At 51.8% G+C, this 17,453-nt stretch carries 12 protein-coding genes; 7 read left to right on the forward strand and 5 right to left on the reverse strand.

The features are described from left to right. Nucleotides 1-59 precede the first annotated feature (59 nt). Nucleotides 60-1,409, forward strand: coding sequence for an extracellular solute-binding protein (locus ACAN54_RS15515; RefSeq protein WP_379156680.1), 1,350 nt, complete (start codon nucleotides 60-62; stop codon nucleotides 1,407-1,409). Between the two features lie 118 nt (nucleotides 1,410-1,527). On the opposite strand, the gene ACAN54_RS15520 is transcribed toward ACAN54_RS15515, so the two are convergent. Further along, a complete protein-coding gene (locus tag ACAN54_RS15520; protein ID WP_379156683.1) occupies nucleotides 1,528-2,976 on the reverse strand; it encodes an MATE family efflux transporter in 1,449 nt (482 codons plus the stop codon). A gap of 231 nt (nucleotides 2,977-3,207) precedes the next feature. Between ACAN54_RS15520 and ACAN54_RS15525 the strand changes: the two genes are divergently transcribed. Continuing rightward, nucleotides 3,208-4,344, forward strand: a complete 1,137-nt coding sequence (locus ACAN54_RS15525) for an NADH-dependent flavin oxidoreductase (RefSeq protein ID WP_379156686.1) — start codon at nucleotides 3,208-3,210, stop codon at nucleotides 4,342-4,344. Between the two features lie 130 nt (nucleotides 4,345-4,474). On the opposite strand, the gene pepT is transcribed toward ACAN54_RS15525, so the two are convergent. The 4 genes from pepT to ACAN54_RS15545 form a co-directional block, all read right to left on the reverse strand. Next, the gene (gene pepT / locus ACAN54_RS15530; protein WP_379156689.1) at nucleotides 4,475-5,707 is read right to left on the reverse strand and encodes a peptidase T; all 1,233 of its coding nucleotides are present in this window, start codon (nucleotides 5,705-5,707) and stop codon (nucleotides 4,475-4,477) included. 40 nt (nucleotides 5,708-5,747) lie between these two features. After that, nucleotides 5,748-6,425: a sortase gene (locus ACAN54_RS15535; RefSeq protein ID WP_379156692.1), complete on the reverse strand. Its 678-nt coding sequence runs from the start codon at nucleotides 6,423-6,425 to the stop codon at nucleotides 5,748-5,750. A 31-nt stretch (nucleotides 6,426-6,456) separates the two neighbouring features. Beyond that, nucleotides 6,457-7,497, reverse strand: coding sequence for a hypothetical protein (locus ACAN54_RS15540; RefSeq protein WP_379156695.1), 1,041 nt, complete (start codon nucleotides 7,495-7,497; stop codon nucleotides 6,457-6,459). Between the two features lie 470 nt (nucleotides 7,498-7,967). Continuing rightward, nucleotides 7,968-8,981, reverse strand: a complete 1,014-nt coding sequence (locus tag ACAN54_RS15545; protein WP_379156698.1) for an LLM class flavin-dependent oxidoreductase — start codon at nucleotides 8,979-8,981, stop codon at nucleotides 7,968-7,970. Between the two features lie 257 nt (nucleotides 8,982-9,238). Here ACAN54_RS15545 and ACAN54_RS15550 point away from each other — a divergent pair, with 257 nt between their 5' ends. From ACAN54_RS15550 to pgmB, 5 genes are all read left to right on the forward strand, one after another. Beyond that, nucleotides 9,239-10,243: a LacI family DNA-binding transcriptional regulator gene (locus ACAN54_RS15550; RefSeq protein WP_379156701.1), complete on the forward strand. Its 1,005-nt coding sequence runs from the start codon at nucleotides 9,239-9,241 to the stop codon at nucleotides 10,241-10,243. A gap of 216 nt (nucleotides 10,244-10,459) precedes the next feature. Next, a complete protein-coding gene (locus ACAN54_RS15555) occupies nucleotides 10,460-11,887 on the forward strand; it encodes an ABC transporter substrate-binding protein (RefSeq protein WP_379156704.1) in 1,428 nt (475 codons plus the stop codon). A gap of 162 nt (nucleotides 11,888-12,049) precedes the next feature. After that, entirely contained in the window at nucleotides 12,050-13,165 is a 1,116-nt protein-coding gene (locus tag ACAN54_RS15560) for a carbohydrate ABC transporter permease (protein ID WP_379156708.1), read from the forward strand. Then, nucleotides 13,166-14,257, forward strand: coding sequence for a carbohydrate ABC transporter permease (locus tag ACAN54_RS15565; RefSeq protein WP_379156711.1), 1,092 nt, complete (start codon nucleotides 13,166-13,168; stop codon nucleotides 14,255-14,257). Nucleotides 14,258-14,376: 119 nt separating this feature from the next. Further along, nucleotides 14,377-17,385, forward strand: coding sequence for a beta-phosphoglucomutase (pgmB, locus tag ACAN54_RS15570; protein WP_379156714.1), 3,009 nt, complete (start codon nucleotides 14,377-14,379; stop codon nucleotides 17,383-17,385). Nucleotides 17,386-17,453: the final 68 nt, after the last annotated feature.

The following is a 17,453-nucleotide window of genomic DNA, read 5'->3' on the forward strand; positions in this document are numbered from 1 at the left end:
AGAGTGTGTATGATAACGATTACATTCGGTGTGCGACGTAAAGTATGGAGGTTACAGGAATGCCGAGGAACAAAATAACCCAAAGCCTGATATTGACGTCTATGCTGGCATTCGTTCTGTCGGGCTGCGGCTGGGGAGGAAATATAGCCGGGAATCGCAACGAGGCCCAGGCGGATGCTATGGCCTCCGGTGATGCTCCGGCGCAGAAAGTTACCCTTAAAATGATGCATTTATGGCCTGCGGACAGCTCGGCCCAGCAGAATAAACTGGTGGGACAGATTATTGACGATTATCAAAAGGAGCATCCGAACGTCACGATCAAGCAGGAAGTGCTGGAGAATGAGCAGTACAAGAACAAGCTGAAGGTGCTGTCAGCTTCCAACGAGCTGCCGGATGTTGGTATTACGTGGGCGGCAGGCTTCATGGAGCCTTATGTGAAGGCTGGATTATTTGCTCCGCTGGATGATATTCTGGACGGGGAACAGCTGAAGGACAAATTTGTAGCTGGTACTACCGAAGCTTATGTGCTGGACGGCAAGACCTATGCCCTGCCTATCGAGCTGAACATCTCACCTATTTACTATAACAAGGACGTCTTCGCTAGATATAATCTGCGGGTTCCAACCACATATGAGGAATTCAAGCAAATTGTTAGAATACTTTCCTATAACGGGGTAGCTTCAATCGCCTTGGGTAACAAAGACCGCTGGACAGGCTCGTTATGGTACATGTATTTGGCTGACCGGATCGCGGGAAGCGAGGCTCTGAAGAAAGCGACTGATGGTTCAGGGTCATTCGATAACCCGGGATTGATCCAGGCTGCGGCTGAAGTGCAGACCCTGGTGGATATGAATGCTTTTAATAAGGGCTTCAACGGATTGTCGAACGAGGAAGGCAAGTCGGAGTTCGTAAATGAAAAAGCGGCTATGTATTTGACAGGAACCTGGGAGCTGCCTAACTTCACCACTAACCCGAATATCCCGCAGGTTTTTAAGGATAATGTTGGGTTCTTTAAGTTCCCTGCTGTGCAGGGAGGAAAGGGAAATATCAACAGCTGGGTGGGCGGACCTGGTGTCGGCCTATTCGTAGCCGAATCCTCCGAGGTGAAGGAAGAAGCCAAGGCTTTCGTCGAATATTTCGTATCCAAATGGGGCCAGGACTCTGTAACCACAGCTGGTGTTATTCCGGCTACTAAAGTGGATACCTCGAATTCGGCGCTGCCCCAGTTGTATGTAGATCTGCTGAACGAGCTCAATCATGCGAGCAGCATCACCTTATTTGCCGATGTGCAGATGAAGCCCAACGCCGCTCAGGTCCACTTGGATATGATTCAGGCGCTGTTCGGCAAGGCAGTTACTCCGGAGGAGTTCGCCGCGAAGCATAAAGAAGCCGTAGAAAAAGGGAATTGAGCAAAACACAATGGGATGTCCCGCAGCCTGAACAAAGGCTTTGCGGGACATCCCATTTTTTGAAGAAAATCTCATCCGCTCTGAAAAGAACGGGTTGAACCCCTTAGCTACATTCCACTCAGTGTGCCGGTGCGGCGGATGGGATGGCAGGCTCAGCATTCTCATGTTCAATCAGGCCATGCTTTTCCCATGCCCTGCTCTTCCAGCGGAAATACATGATGACCGCCCGGAGCCATTCATCAAAGGCGGTAGCCAGCCAGACCCCGGCCAGGCCCAGATGCATCTGGAATACCAGTACATAGCCAAGCGGTAGACTGATGCAGACCATTGAGATCAGACCCATATAGACAGGGAACCTCGCATCGCCCGAAGCACGCAGGGAGTTAATGATCACCAGATTGCAGGTCCTCCCTGTCTCCAGGAAGATACTGAGTAGAATCACCTGGGCACCCATGGTGACAATATTCAGGTTTTCCGTGAACAAGCCCATTAGCGGGATACGGAAGAAAATGACGGCAGCATCAATGACCACTGTGACGAGCAGTGCCCACTTCACACTGCTGAACACACGCTTGTAGGCTTCCTCCGGCCGCTTTGCTCCGACGAGATGGCCTACAATAATTGAGGTGCCCATCGATACAGCTACACTGAACAGAAAGATATAGCTGGAGATATTCAAGGCATATTGGCGTGTAGCCATAGCCTCTGCACCCAGATACGTAATATATAAGGTGAAGATCAGCTGGCAGGATTGATAGATCACCGATTCAAACGCGGATGGGATGCCGATTTTGAGGATTTGCATGACATATTTTTTGGAGAGATGAACATAATAAGTCCACTTCACCCGCACCTCCATGATTCTGTAGAGCAGCAGGAAGAAAAGAATCAGGCAGATGAAACGGCTGATTACCGTGGAAATTGCCGCCCCTTGCACACCCAGCGCAGGGAAGCCGAAATGTCCAAAGATCAGCAGATAATTGCCGGCTACGTGAATGAGATTCATCAGCAGGGAGACCATCATGGTCTGCTTGGTGAAACCGTGGGTGCGGATGGTCGTCGCCAGCGCATTCAGCAGCGCCTGCAGGAAAATCCCGCCACCGACAATATGAATATAGACCTTGGCATGTACGAGAATATCCCCTGTGACATTCAGCGCGCCCAGCAGGGTTCCTCCGAAGAACAGCAAGGCTGTGCTAAGAATAATGCCTACGGCCAGATTTAATGTAATGGCATTCCCGGTGACCACTGCGGCCTCCTTGGGCTTCTTGGATCCGAGATATTGGGACACTACAATGGCCGCGCCGTTGCCAATTACGCTGAGCACGAGGATAGCCATGGTAATAATCTGATTGGCTGCGCCTACACCGGAAACCGCATTATCCGATACTGAGCTGATCATGAATGTGTCCACACTTCCCATAAGCATAAACAGGAATAGTTCCAAGAATATAGGCCAGGTTAGCTTAATCAAATTAAACTCCTGATGTTTCGTTTGGTTCATTACACACCTTCTTATAGTTATTTCTTGCTGACTTTCAGTTGTAAACAAGGTGTATGTTAGCACAGCTTTTATGAAAATGCAGTATTTTTATAAAAATACTGAAAAGGATCAGCATAAGTTTCTTGGACGGTTCTCCTCAGCAGAACTGTACCAGTGCAATAGTATCTGCAAGGAAAGTAAGTTACATAAATGTGCATGCTTTCTTTTTGTGCCCAAGTAGATTACACTAAGTATGAAGCTTACAAAAAGAAATTAAATATTTGGTGTACAACTATATTGGAGGGATTACAGAAGATGTCTAAAAAAGATTATAGTCCACTGCTTGAATCATTCCAGTTCGCAAATGGAATTTCGCTGAAAAACCGTGTAGTCATGGCGCCTATGACCAACTTTTCTTCAAATGAGGATGGGACGGTATCTGGACCTGAGCTTGATTATTATATCCGCCGCTCCAAAGGAGCAGGAATGGTGATCACCGCCTGTGTATACGTATCGCGTGGCGGCAAAGGATTCGCAGGCGAATTCGGCGCTGACCGTGATGAGCTGATTCCAAGCCTGCGCCAGTTGGCGGAAGCCATTAAGGGGGAGGGCGCAAAGGCGGTTCTGCAGATTTTCCACGGCGGACGTCAATGCCCGCCGGAGCAACTGCCTGACGGCCAGCCCGTCAGCGCAAGCAATGTGCCGGCAGAGCTTCCAGGCGGTGGGCATGGACCTGTGCCGCGTGCACTGACAGATGAAGAAGTTGAAGGAATCATCGCTGATTTTGGTGCGGCAACCCGCCGGGCGATCGAAGCCGGATTCGACGGCGTAGAGATTCATGGAGCGAACGGCTATCTGCTTCAGCAATTCTTCTCCCCGCATTCTAACACCCGCGATGACCGCTGGGGCGGAGATGTGCAAGGACGTCTGGCCTTCCCGCTTGCTGTTCTGCGCGCGGTAAAAGGCGCAGTGAACGAACATGCTTCATCGCCGTTTCTTGTAGGATACCGTTTCTCTCCCGAGGAGCCGGAGACACCTGGAATTACAATGGCTGAAACCTTCGAGCTGATCGATGCGCTTAAGGAAGAAGGCCTGGATTATCTCCATACTTCGCTGCAGGAGTTCTGGTCGCTGCCGCGGCGTGGAACGGAGGACAGCCGTCCGCGGATTGAACAGCTCGTTGACCGGGCGGGGAGCGGCGTGCCAATGATTGGTGTGGGTTCCCTCTACAGTGCGGATGATGCACTGAAGGCAATGACAAGCGGAATTCAACTGGTGGCTCTGGGCCGTCCGCTGCTGATTGAACCGGACTGGGTTCAGAAGGTTGCTGAAGGCCGTGCCGATGAGATCCGCTTGGAGCTTGATCCCGCTGCCCAAAGCACCCTTGTCATCCCCGATCCGCTGTGGGGTGCTCTGATCCACACCCCCGGCTGGATTCCAACGAAGTCTTAAGAAGGACACCGGCTTATAGAAAGTCGTAATGTATCACTGGTAGAAGAAACACAAATCCCCCCGGTCAGGAGCTAATGCTCCAGCCGGGGGGATTTGTGTCATTGGGTATGTACCCGCTGCTCCTAAGCCGTTAGGCTTTCTGCTCAGTCAGTTTGGCGATCTCGACAATGACCTGCACGGCCTTTAGCATGACATCCACAGAGGCATATTCGAATTTACCATGGAAATTCTCGCCGCCAGTGAAAATATTCGGTGTTGGCAGCCCCATATACGAGAGCTGAGAGCCGTCGGTGCCCCCGCGGATCGGGAGGATCACAGGAGTTATGCCCAGGTTCTCCATCGCTTCCTGGGCGATATCGACGATATGGCGCACCGGCTCGATTTTTTCACGCATATTATAGTATTGATCCTTCATTTCAAGGACTACATTCTCTGCTCCGTAAGTAGACTGGAATTCCTCAACAATCGCAGTGATATGTGCCTTGCGGCTCTCGAAGGATTCACGGTCAAAGTCACGGATAATGTATTGCAGCGTGCTGTGCTCCGCTGTCCCCGACATGGAGATCAGGTGGTAAAACCCTTCATAGCCATCAGTGAATTCTGGCGCTTCGCCGGACGGCAGTCTGAGGTGGAACGCCATGGCGATTTTAGACGAGTGAATCATTTTGCCTTTGGCAGTTCCGGGATGCACGTTCACGCCGTGAAAGCTGATTTTGGCACCGGCAGCATTGAAGCTTTCGTACTCCAGTTCCCCGAGCGGTCCCCCATCCACGGTGTAGGCATGGGAAGCTCCAAAGCGCGCAACATCGAACTTATGCGGCCCGCGTCCAATTTCTTCATCAGGGGTAAATGCAACTCTGATCTTGCCATGCTTGATTTCGGGATGCTCCAGCAGGTAGGCCATGGCGGTCATGATCTCAGCGATTCCCGCTTTGTTGTCCGCCCCGAGCAGTGTGGTTCCATCGGTTGTAATCAGTGTGTGGCCTTTGTATTCAGGCAGCTCCGGGAAGCTCTGTGTGGAGAGGACTACCCCAAGTGCTTCATTCAGGACAATATCCTTGCCGTCGTAGTTCTCGATAATCTGAGGCTTCACACCCGCTCCGGTGAAGTCAGTCGCGGTATCCAGATGTGCAAGGAAACCGATGACAGGAACTTCTTTAGCCGTGTTGGCAGGCAGTGTAGCCATGACATAAGCATGCTCGTCCACAGTAATCTCCACAAGACCGAGCTCCTGAAGCTCTGCTACAAGCTTGTGGGCCAGCGCCATCTGCCCGGGTGTGGAAGGACAGGCTTCATTATCCTCATTCGATTGTGTATCCATTTGGGCATACGAAATAAACCGTTCTATCAGCTTTTCTTTCATCCAAAGGTCATCTCCTCTATATCTTCGTATCTCTATAGTATCACTTTCGATACAATGTCTCATCCCTGGATACAGGCTCTTTGCGAAGCAGGGAGGCAGAGAGCAGATAGCGGTCTGGTGCAGGGCCGATATAGCTGAACGGATAGCAGGTGATCAATGTAAGCACAGCTTCGCTGTTTTGCTGCTTGATTACTCCTCTTGCGTCGCCATCTACAATCGTACTGCCTGTAATGCTGTAAATGAATTTTCCATCTTCGGTTTCGACCTCGATAAGATCACCCTTCTTCAAAATGCCCAGCCCCCGGAACACCGTGTCACGGTGGCCGGCCACTACACTGTTGCCAATCGTACCAGGCGGAGCGCTCCCTATATCATGCCCGGCTCCTTTTCTAAGCTGAGGGCGCTGCGTACCTTCCAGGATGGCAATCCGTTTATCCAGTTTGGGCAGATAGATCTCTCCGATAATCTCCCCCTCCTTGTAGACAGGCTTTGAGGGGCTTGTAGCTTCCGATAGACTGATCATCCCGTCAGGAAGAGGGGTTTCATCATTAGTATGGGATATAATGGGAGCTTTCTCCCTCTTTTTATGCCAATCCTGCAATGCTTGGCGCGCTTCGGCGGGGGCTTTGTAGATTTGGAAGGCCGAATAGAGCATGATGCACAAAGAGAGTATGAAGATCAGCTTCACGGCAAGGATCAGCCCGGAACGCTTCTTCATACTCTCTCCTCCAGCCTATGGTGAAATGGGTTTACTTCTTCGAGTTCAGTCTTCGCAAGACAATCACGCTCAGGACTGCTATAGACAAGCTGATCAGGATCAAGTTATACCAAGGTTCAGCAGTGTCAGGTAGTTTTTCGCTGTCGCCAGGCCCGCCGAGCGGAAGATCCCCATCGGTAACGGTCACTCCGGGATCGGGCGATGGTGTAGCAGCTGTATTGCCGATTACGGTGCTGCCGGTATCCGGTGAAGCTGATGGTGTATTGCCGCCTAGTGGAACTGGCGGGTCAGTGACTGTAACTTCAGCCAAGTCCGGCGAAGCTGTTACTGCAGATGAAGCAGAAGGTGTAACAATGGTTCCCGGCACCGAACTGCTGGTTGGCCCCGCGGTTGGTGCGTTCGACGGATTCGGAGTAACAGAAGCCGTTGGTGAGGTGCTGGGCTCGACCGTCGGATTCGGAGTAGCGGAAGCCGTTGGTGAAGCGCTAGGCACAGCGGACGGATTCGGAGTAGCAGAAGCCGTTGGTGAAGTGCTAGGCGCAGCGGACGGATTCGGTGTAGCAGAAGCCGGAGGTGAAGCGCTAGGCACAGCGGATGGACCCGGTTCACCGGAAGCAGAGAATATGAAGGCTACACTGGTTGTTTTCGCCTGATACTCATTCCCGGCCTCATACGGAAAAGTGACATCCATTTGAATGGCCTCGTGGGCTCCTCCGGATAATGTTCCCACTGCCACCCGCCCCTCGGCTTCACTCATTGCCCCGGAGTAGAGGATTACTCCCTCTTTTTGCAGGGTCATTTGCAGTATATTGTACAATTCCTGGTCTCCGGACATGAACTTGAAGTCGACATAGTAATTGAAGGACTCATTTCCTTCATTAATGACAGTATAGTCAGAGGAGGTAACATCCCCCGGCTGCATATTGTTCATCTTCGCCATACTGGTTGTGTGCGAATTCACTGTGAGCTTGATTGTATCCTCGGCACTTGCGCCTCCGGCATGCCAGACTACCCCGGCCAGAACGATCAGAATGTACATGCCAATAATTACTTTGTGGTATTTTTTCTTCACTTGCCTGCTCCTTTCTTTCTGGAGGCTCTGCCTTGCTACCCGCAGACTCAGCATAAACCCGCTTTATTCCTAGTGATTAACGCAAATCCTGTCGAATGGAGTGGTTTTTTGGAGAACCACTAAATATATATAAGGCAATAAAGATGTAATCAAGGTGGGGAGAAATTATGTATGTTCGTTATAACGAATACCATCAGTATAATCAAAATTCCAGATAAGTAAAAATAGAATTAACGGACATTTTAAGCCTAAAATATTCGATTTACATAATAAATACGTACTTATTGAGGGTTATCTTCAGATATCTAATTATTTCTCGATTATGGAGAATATTTATGTATTTTATAAAGAACAGTTGTGGATGAGATTGCAAATGCTTCTGTCATATAAAAAAGAGAAAGCAGCCCATACGCCTGCTTTCTCTAAAGAACATGATTTATAGGATTATCCCAAGTGGGCTTGTGGATGTCTTACCCTTCCTTCAACAGCTCAGCTACAAGTTCATAGGAATGCAGGCGTGCAGAGTGATCATAAATCTGCGAGGCTACGATGAATTCATCAGCCTGGGTTTCTTCTATGATTTGCAGCAGTCTTTCCTTGATCGCAGCTTGATCTCCTGCGATGGAGTATAGCTGTTTGCTCAGCAGCATGGCTTTTTCCTGTGGAGACCATAGTCCTTCCATGCTGTCTACCGGAGGCTGGAGCTTGCCGGTCCGGCCGCGGATAATATTCAGGAATTGCTGCTGCTGCGAAGTCGCAAGCCAGCGTGCCTGCTCTGTGGTTGCGGCAGCCGTAATGCCAAGACCCACCATGACATGCGGCTTATCCAGCGTCTCTGACGGCTTGAAGCTGGTGCGGTAGAGATGAAGGGCCGGCAGCAGGTAATCCGGTGCGAAGTGGCTGGCAAAAGCAAATGGCAAGCCCAACTGGCCTGCGAGCTGGGCACTGAAGCCGCTGGAGCCGAGCAGCCAGATCGGCACATTCAGCCCTTCGCCTGGAACTGCACGCACCCCAGGCGGCCGTGAGCCGGCACCGTCCGGATCGAAGTAGGCTCTAAGCTCACTAAGCTGCTCCGGGAATTCACTGCCATCACTGCCAAGGCTGCGGCGCATGGCCTGGGCAGCAGCCTGATCAGAGCCTGGCGCTCTGCCCAGACCGAGATCGATGCGGCCGGGATACAGCGATTCAAGTGTTCCGAATTGCTCGGCTATCATAAGCGGCGCATGGTTAGAGAGCATAATGCCTCCTGACCCGACCCGAATGCTCTTGGTCCCGGCGGCAACATGGCCGATAACAAGTGAGGTAGCAGAGCTGGCAATACCAGGCATGTTATGATGCTCTGCGAGCCAGTAGCGGTGATATCCCCAGCCTTCAGCATGACGGGCTAGATCGAGCGTGTTATGAAAAGAATCCGCCGCCGTTCCCCCCTCTACAATGGGAGCCAGATCCAGCACGGAAAACGGAATGTCCTGCAGTTTTTTCACGAATATCCCTCCTAAATGAATGCTTCTATTAATAACCAGTATTTGCAGCATTGAAATGATCTACCCGGTAATTATAACATGAAAATATATTATTTACACACTTTAAGTAAGCTGGTATATGGAAGTTTGCTTCTCCGAAAAATCCGGTTTGGCTTTTGTACAAGCTATGAAAGCGCTTAAAAATTTTCTGTTGTAATTTATGGAAACCATTGCTATAATCGCTTTGAAAAGCTTTTCTAAAAAAGGAAGTCACGCTAATGAAACCAACAATCAGAGATGTTGCCAAAATGGCAGAGGTGTCGATCAGTACGGTATCCCGCGTAATGAATGCGCCGAATACCGTAGTAGAGAGCAAGCGCAGCCGTGTAATTGAAGCCATAGAGAAGCTGAAGTATCAGCCCAATGCCTTCGCCCGGGGATTAATATTTAAGAAGTCGTATATGCTTGGCCTGCTCATCCCTGATATTGAGAATCTATTTTTTGCCGGAGTGATCCGGGGAATGCAGGATGCCTGCAATAAGCTGGGCTACAGTCTGATGATCTGCAATACGGACCGCGACAAGGAACGGATGCTTAGCTACATTGACACTTTTCATGAGAAGCAGGTGGATGGAATTGTGTATGCCAGTGATATTCTCTACCCGGAATGTTATGAGAAGCTGACCGATTGCAGAATTCCTTTTGTGCTGGTCTCCTCCCACACAGACGATTACGATGTACCCACAGTGGAGATTGATGATGAAAAGGCAGCATACGACGCGGTCAGCTTCCTGATTGAGCTGGGTCACACCGAAATAGGCATGATCGGGTTCGATCATGAGAATTCGGTATCTGGACCCCCTCGTTATGATGGCTTCGTAAGGGCGATGACGGAAGCCGGCCTTGAGCATAGCGTGGAGAAGGTCAGGTATGCCAATCACCGTTTTGAGCATGCCTATCAGGCGGCGCATGAGCTGTTTACGGATTATCCGGAAGTGACAGCCTTATTCTGTGTAGCGGATGAGTTCGCGATGGGGGCAATCTCCTATTTGAAAGACCGCAATATTCTCGTGCCCGGCCAGGTATCTGTTATCGGGTTCGACAATCTGCGGATGTCAGGGATGTTCATTCCCAAGCTGACGACAATAGCACAGCCGATTTATCAACTGGGCTATAGAGCTGCCGAGAAGCTGCATGAGCTGCTGACCACCGGGAAAGTAGAAGTAATCACAGAAAAAATGGAGCATAAGCTGATTGTAAGAGAATCCTCGCGGGAACGATGAGCCATGTGTATTATGAAAAGCTTTTCAAAGGAAGAGCAGCTGCCAATATCAAATGGTATCTAGCCAGTACGGTATTGGAAACGCATACAACCTAGACAGCCGTATTTCCCACTACTTCTTGCAAGGAGGTGATCCCGCAGGCAAGCGAGCAACTACTGAACGTAAGCATAAGGAATGCAGTCTCACAAACCATAATTAAAGGGGATGTATGACGAAATGAAAAAGGCTACGGGACGAAAGCTGTCACTCGCCATGGTGCTATGTTTATCCTTCACCATGCTGCTTAGCGGTTGCGGCGGGAATAATAACGCAAATAATGCGGCCAAGACGGATCCGCCGGCGGCTACAGAGGCCCCTGCTGCATCTAACAGCCAGGCTTCGCCTGATCCTACAGAGGCCGCTGCAACGGGCTCACCGCTGGATTTGGCTATGAAAGGTGAATATAAAGGAACCAAGGTCACCATGTTTGGACCTTTCGTGGATGCTGACCAGGTGAAGTTTGAGAACAGCATCAAGGACTTTGAAGCAAAGACCGGTATCGATATTCAGTATGAAGGCTCCAAAGAATTCGAAGCGACCATCAACATCCGCGTCGACGGCGGCAATGCCCCTGACATCGCTGACTTCCCGCAACCAGGGCTTTTGGCCTCCATTGCCAAAACCGGCAAGGTGGTCGATCTGACCGGGGTGCTGGATCAGGAGAAAATGAAAGCCAACTACAATCAAAGCTGGCTCGATATGTCCACTATGGATGGCAAAGACGGCAAGATCATGGCCGGGATCTGGAACCGGAGCAATGTGAAGAGTCTGGTCTGGTATCCGAAGAAGCAATTTGATGATGCAGGGTACAAAGTTCCGGAAACCTGGGATGACATGATGGCACTGACCGAACAAATCGCCAAGGATGGCGATCCGGCCTGGACTATTGGTATTGAGAGTGGTGCAGCAACAGGCTGGGCAGCAACTGACTGGATTGAGAACATCATGCTGCGTACAACCACACCGGAAAATTATGATAAATGGGTCAAAGGTGAGCTGCCGTTCACTTCTCCTGAAGTGAAGAATGCTGTTGAGATCATGTCCAAGATCTGGCTCAACAAAGATTATGTCTATGGAGGAACCAAATCAATCGTAACAACAGCCTTCGGGGATGCGCCGAAGCCTATGTTCGAGAATCCTCCCAAAGCCTGGTTCAACCTGATGGGCAACTTCATCACAAGTTTCTTCCCTGAAACGGCTAAGGTGGATCAGGATTATGACTGGTTCTACCTGCCACCGATTGATTCTAAGTACGGTAAGCCAGTGCTGGTCGCAGGCGATATCTATGCGATGTTCAATGACCGTCCGGAAGTGCGTGCAGTGATGGAATTCTTCACCACCGGCGAGTCCATCAAGACCTGGGTACAGTCCGGCGGCGTGATCGCTCCAATGAATGATGCTTCCCTGGATTGGTACACCTCTGAATCTGACCGCCGCATGGCGAAGCTGGTGCAGGATGCATCTACGCTGCGTTTTGACGGTTCTGACCTGATGCCGGGTAAAGTGGGAGCGGGCACGTTCTGGAAAGGCATGACCGATTATGTGAGCGGAACGGCTACACTGGATAAGGCCCTGGAGCAGATTCAGTCAGGCTGGAATAACTAAGCAGAACTTATTCATTCATATAATTATCTAAAAGCGGGGCAGTGTGCAGAGAGTATGACCTGTCCCGCTTTTTCTCTGTTGGAACAATTGGCTGAACAGACCGACCGAGTACAAGGCTTACGAAGAAAGTTTTGCTCTGCAAAACTTATAGGAGGAGCTAATATGGATGCACAAATAAAGCCGGAATCCCGTGTTGGGGGTGCCGGGGCGAAACAGAGAGTCAGCATCGGGGCGGTGCTCCTGTCGATTGGTGTACTGCTCGCCAACATTGTTATCAATGGCCTGATCTTTATGTTCTTCCGGGATTCTACTTTGAATCCGCTGCTGACAGCGGTTCTTGCTGTGCTATGGGGCGTGCTCGGGGTGTATCTGATTTACTATACACTGACCTGGGCGATAGAACAGTACCCGGATCATATCCGCAGGAAGGTGCTGCCGTATATTTTTATCGGACCGGCGGTAATCATTCTCGGTTGGCTGCTGGTGTTGCCTGCGCTGCGTACATTGTACCTGAGTTTCTTTAATGCTTCTTCGGAGGAGTTTGTCGGACTCAGCAACTACGCTGCGATATTCAGCGACCATCTTATGGCGACGGCACTGCGTAACAATCTACTCTGGGTGTTCGTGGGAACGCTGGCTTGTGTCTGCTTCGGGCTGCTCATCGCCATCCTGGCCGACCGCAGCAGCTACGAGAAAATCGCCAAATCAATCATCTTCATGCCGATGGCTATCTCTTTTGTGGCCGCAGGGGTCATCTGGAAATTCGTCTATTACTATCAGCCCGGTGACGAGCAAATCGGACTTCTGAATGCGGTCGTAACCTTTTTTGGCGGCGAGCCGCAGGCCTGGACGAGTATGCTGCAGCCCTGGAATAACTTTTTTCTTATTGTTATTTTGATCTGGATGCAGACCGGATTTGCGATGGTGATTTTCTCTGCCGCGATCAAAGGGGTCCCTGACGATATCCTGGAGGCAGCGCGCGTGGATGGGGCGGGTGAGGTGAAGATCTTCTTCGGCATTATGATTCCGTTCATTTCTGCGACGATTCTGACCGTTACCACTACCATTATCGTCTTTACATTGAAAATATTTGACGTCGTCATGGTGATGACAGGAGGTCAATACGATACAGAAGTGGTAGCAACACAGTTCTACCGGCAGTTCTTTATGTACCGTAATTTCGGGTACGGATCGACGCTGGCTATTGTTCTGCTGATCGCGGTGTTGCCGGTCATTCTTATTAATCTGCGTCAGTTCCGCAAGCAGGGGGGATTCTAAATGGTCGGCAAAAAGAAAAGAAAAGGCGGCAAAACCATCGTTAATCTGGTGCTGGGTGTCATCTGCTTCATCTGGCTGCTTCCCACGCTGGGCCTCTTTATTTCCTCGTTCCGTCCGGCAGCGGATATTCTGCAGACTGGCTGGTGGAAGGTGTTCCCCCATCAGGAGTGGAAAGCAGGCGAAACGCTGCAGCTGTCCAAGGATGTGGATCTGCGTCAACCGATTGAGGTGAACGGCAAAACCTACACGGACGATCAGTTGAAGACAGGTGTGAAGGTGGACGACAGCCGTCTGATGTGGGAGAACCGGAGAGCGCGTACGGTCAATGTGCAGGAGCAGGGCTGGGAGACCAAACCTGATTTCACCATGGATAATTACAATAACGTGCTGTCCGGTAAAGAATACAAGCTCACAGAGGCTGACGGCAGTGAAACGATGCAAAAGGGTACGGGGCTATCGCAGGCCTTCTGGAATACGCTGACGATTGCGGTGCCGGCTACAGTTATTCCGGTGCTGATTGCTTCTTTTGCCGCATATGCTTTCGCTTGGCTGCGGTTTCCGGGCCGCAAAACACTCTTCGTAATCATTATCGCCATGCTCGTAATTCCAATTCAAGTCGCCCTGATTCCTGTGCTCAAGGATTATACCGCGCTTGGTCTGAACGGAAGCTATCTGGGAATCTGGCTGGCGCATACCGCCTTCGGCCTGCCGCTGGTCACCTACTTCATGTATAACTTCATCAGCCAGCTGCCCAAGGATTTGTTTGAATCGGCTTTTATGGATGGGGCGAGCCATTTCACCATTTTTAGCAGGCTGATTCTGCCGCTATCCGTTCCTGCCCTGGCCTCCATCGGCATTTTCCAGTTCCTCTGGGTATGGAATGATTATCTGGTCTCGCTGATCTTTATCGGCAATCAGCCTTCCGTGCAGGTGATGTCCATGAAGATTGCCGATCTGGTGGGTTCGCGCGGCAACGATTGGCATTTGCTGACCTCGGCGGCGTTTATCTCCATGCTGATGCCGCTGGCGATTTTCTTCCTGCTGCAAAAGTACTTCGTACGCGGCCTGATGGGCGGTTCCGTGAAAGGCTGATGAGTGGCCGGACGGATGCAAGAGCTGTTTCGGTCCGGCCATTGACTGTATAAGCCGAGGGCGTCCTCCAGAGGGTGGAGGGTTCATAAGAGGTCAGCGATCAGGAGGAGATGTTCAAGATGAAGATGAAGCCCTATGAGCATCCGGCGGCACTGTATCCCTACCGGGAATGGAGTCTTAGCGAGGATGCCTATGAAGATGAGCATAACCAGAGGAGCGAGAGCGTGTTCGCGCTGGGCAACGGATATATCGGTATGCGCGGCAATTTCGAGGAAGGCTATCATGGCCGTGCAGGAACCTCAGTGGCCGGTAATTATCTGAACGGGTTCTTTGATTCGGAGCCTATTGTGTATCCCGAGGGGGCGTACGGGTATCCTGACCGCAACCAGGCGATGCTGAATGTAACCGATGCCCGGATCATCGAGCTGAGCGTTGAAGGACATGCCTTTCATCTAAACAGTGGTACTGTACGCCGCTACGAGCGGAGCCTGGATATGCGAAGCGGCGTCCTCCGCCGTGAAGTGGAGTGGGAATCGCCTGCAGGCCACCGTGTCCTGATAGAGATCCGGCGGATGGTGGCCCTCAATCACAAGCATCTTGCGGCGATCGATTACCGCGTAACGGCGCTTAATTTCGATGGTACGCTGACGTTCATCTCCGCGATGGATGGAGAGATCGTCCGGCAGGAGACAAGCGGAGACCCGCGGCTCGGATCTGGAAGTGGTGCACCGAGCCTACTGCTGGAAGACGCGGGTTATGATGAGGCTGCAGGATTCCTCTGGATGAAGCAGCGGACCCGGCATACGCAGTTCGCACTGTGGACTGCTACGAGCCATACACTGCAGGCGGAGTCCGGCCTTGAGGTTAGCCGCGATGTGGCTGGTCAGCGGATTTCGATAGGTTATTCCGCTGAAGTACTCAGCGGGCAGAGCGTTACGCTGAGCAAGTATATTTCTTATCATACCTCCAAGGATTATGGCGAGGAGGAGCTTCATAGCCGGAGCAGGGTAGTGCTAGAGATGGCGGCGGCTTGCGGTTTTGACGGACTTGCTGCTGAACAGCAGGCCTGCCTGGATGTATTTTGGAATCACACGGATGTAGAGATTACAGGTGACCCGGCTTTGCAGCAGGGTATCCGCTTCAATGCTTTTCAGCTGCTGCAGTCGGTGGGCCGTGACGGTGTAACCAATATCGGGGCAAAGGGCCTGACGGGTGAAGGATATGAGGGGCATTATTTCTGGGATACCGAAATGTACATGCTGCCGTTCTTCACATACACGCAGCCGGAGGTGAGCCGTGCGCTCCTGGAGTTCCGTTATGCCACACTGGGCAAGGCACGTGAGCGCGCGGCAGTCATGTCGCAGGCCGGGGCACTCTATCCCTGGCGGACGATCGACGGTGAGGAGAACTCGGCATATTTCCCGGCTGGAACAGCCCAGGTCCATATCAACGCAGACATCGCCTATGCTATCAAACAGTATGTTCAGGCGACAGGCGACAGAGAGTTTCTCGCCGCCAAAGGCGCGGAGATTCTGTTTGAAACCTCTCGTTTCTGGGCAGATTTGGGTCATTACAATCCAGCACGCGGCGGGGCCTTCTGCATAGATGCTGTAACCGGTCCCGATGAATATACAGCGATTGTGAACAATAACGCCTATACGAACCTGATGGTACGGGATCAGTTTCTCTATGCCTATGAGACAGCGGATCTGCTCCGCCGTGAGTATCCCGAAGATTACGAGCGGCTGGAATGCAGTATAGGAATAAGTGCACTGGAGGCAGAGGGTTGGCTGGAAGCCGCGGAGAAAATGTATATTCCTTTTGACAGGACGCTGGGTATCTATGCGCAGGATGATACGTTCCTTAGCAAGCAGAAATGGGACTTCGAACAGACCCCGGCGGATAAATATCCGCTGCTGTTGCACTATCACCCGCTCGTAATCTACCGGCACCAGGTGCTGAAGCAGGCAGATCTCGTAATGGCATTATTCCTGCTCGGCGATCAATTCAGCCTGGCTGACAAAATCCGTAATTATCAGTATTATGAGCCGCTTACAACCCATGATTCTTCCCTGTCCCCTTGTATTCACAGCATTGTCTGTGCTGAAATCGGTGACCTGGCAGGAGCCTATGCTTACTTCGACCGCACGGTACGGATGGACCTGGATGACATCAACCGCAATGCTAAAGACGGGCTTCATATGGCAGCGATGGCCGGGTCGTGGATGTCGATTGTGAATGGGTTTGGCGGAATGCGCCAGTATGACGGCGTACTCTGTTTCCATCCGGCACTTCCAGAACAGTGGCAGAGCTACCGGTTTAAAATTACATCAGGCGGCCAACTGCTGGATGTGTATGTAGACCGTGAGGCAGTGGTATATACACTGCTTGAAGGAGAAGGTCTGGAGATCCGGCACCTGGAGCAGACGCTGCAGCTGTCTCCGCATGAACCGGTGACCGTATCGCTTGCGAAACGGCTGGAAGCGGTGATCTTCGATCTGGACGGCGTGATTACCGACACGGCCGAATATCATTATATGGCCTGGCAGGCGCTTGCGGATGGCCTCGGGGTGCCCTTCAGCCGGGAGAAGAATGAACGGCTGAAAGGCGTGAGCCGCATGGAGTCGCTGGACATCGTGCTGGAGGACAGCGGCATGAGCCTCACGGAAGCCGAGAAGCAGCGGCTTGCGGAGCAGAAGAACGATCATTACAGGGAAATGATCGGACAGATTACCCCGGCGGACCTGCTGCCGGGGATTCCGGAGCTGCTCGATTCCCTGCGTGAGCGGGGAATCCTGTTGGGGCTGGCCTCGGCGAGCCTGAATGCTCCGCAGATTCTGGAACGCCTCGGCGCAGCCCGCTGGTTCCAGGCGATCGCCGATCCGGCCAGTCTGCGGAAGGGCAAGCCCGATCCGGAGATATTCCTGCAGGCGGCGGAGCTGCTTGGGGTCACGCCGGGCCATTGCATCGGCGTGGAGGATGCGGCAGCGGGCATAGCCGCGATCAAAGCCGCAGGCATGAAGGCGGCGGGCATCGGAAGCGCAGTCCAGCTGGGTGCGGCCGATCTGCTGGTGTCCCGGCCCACGGAGCTGAGCGCAGAGAAGCTGCTGGAACTGATGAAGCGGTAAACGGCAATACCCCGTCTTTCCTCTATTACTGGAGGAGAGGCGGGGTATTCGCATTTAGAACTACGCCT

This window comes from Paenibacillus diazotrophicus, from assembly GCF_042610465.1.

What these genes read in the sequence shown, in the direction of transcription:
- ACAN54_RS15565 (WP_379156711.1), top strand. Translation starts at nt 13,166, where the DNA reads ATGGTCGGCAAAAAGAAAAGAAAAGGCGGCAAAACCATCGTTAATCTG.
- pgmB (WP_379156714.1), top strand. Translation starts at nt 14,377, where the DNA reads ATGAAGATGAAGCCCTATGAGCATCCGGCGGCACTGTATCCCTACCGG.
- ACAN54_RS15560 (WP_379156708.1), top strand. Translation starts at nt 12,050, where the DNA reads ATGGATGCACAAATAAAGCCGGAATCCCGTGTTGGGGGTGCCGGGGCG.
- ACAN54_RS15555 (WP_379156704.1), top strand. Translation starts at nt 10,460, where the DNA reads ATGAAAAAGGCTACGGGACGAAAGCTGTCACTCGCCATGGTGCTATGT.
- ACAN54_RS15550 (WP_379156701.1), top strand. Translation starts at nt 9,239, where the DNA reads ATGAAACCAACAATCAGAGATGTTGCCAAAATGGCAGAGGTGTCGATC.
- ACAN54_RS15525 (WP_379156686.1), top strand. Translation starts at nt 3,208, where the DNA reads ATGTCTAAAAAAGATTATAGTCCACTGCTTGAATCATTCCAGTTCGCA.
- pepT (WP_379156689.1), bottom strand. Translation starts at nt 5,707, where the DNA reads ATGAAAGAAAAGCTGATAGAACGGTTTATTTCGTATGCCCAAATGGAT.
- ACAN54_RS15535 (WP_379156692.1), bottom strand. Translation starts at nt 6,425, where the DNA reads ATGAAGAAGCGTTCCGGGCTGATCCTTGCCGTGAAGCTGATCTTCATA.
- ACAN54_RS15515 (WP_379156680.1), top strand. Translation starts at nt 60, where the DNA reads ATGCCGAGGAACAAAATAACCCAAAGCCTGATATTGACGTCTATGCTG.